At 48.8% G+C, this 428-nt stretch carries 1 protein-coding gene; it reads right to left on the bottom strand.

Annotated features, from left to right (window positions below; all coding sequences use genetic code 11):
- Positions 1 to 428, bottom strand: a 428-nt coding sequence (locus FLP08_RS15860) for a CLIPPER-2 domain-containing protein (protein WP_156278130.1), incomplete at both ends; no start/stop codon positions are given.

Below are 428 nucleotides of genomic sequence, written 5' to 3'. Positions count from 1 at the left end.
TTGGCATCGGTGATCTCGATATCGGTTACGGTTACGTTACCGGTATTGGTCACTACGATGTCATATTCGATCACATCTCCCACCTCAGTTCCAGCGACTCTTACAGTTTTCACTGCTTCGATTGCTGGGTTCTGGTTAAGGGTTGTGATAGTCGGATTATCGTCTCCATCGGTTGGATCTCCATTATCTGACACATCAGTTACATCATCGGTAGCACTAGGACTGTCGCCAGTAGCAGTAGCGGAGTTAGACACAAATCCTGCATCCATATGCGCCTGGGTAATGGTTTGGTTTGCCGTTACGGTAGCTGATTCTCCAGGAGCCAGTGTAAGGATCGGGCTTCCTGTGATACTACCTGCATCAGCGTTGGCATCGGTGATCTCGATATCGGTTACGGTTACGTTACCGGTATTGGTCACTACGATGTC

Origin of the sequence: Christiangramia aestuarii (assembly GCF_009735585.1) — a bacterium.
Lineage (GTDB): Bacteria > Bacteroidota > Bacteroidia > Flavobacteriales > Flavobacteriaceae > Christiangramia > Christiangramia aestuarii.
The sequence above is the reverse complement of the archived record's forward strand: the minus strand, read 5'-3'. Positions and strand labels throughout refer to the sequence as shown.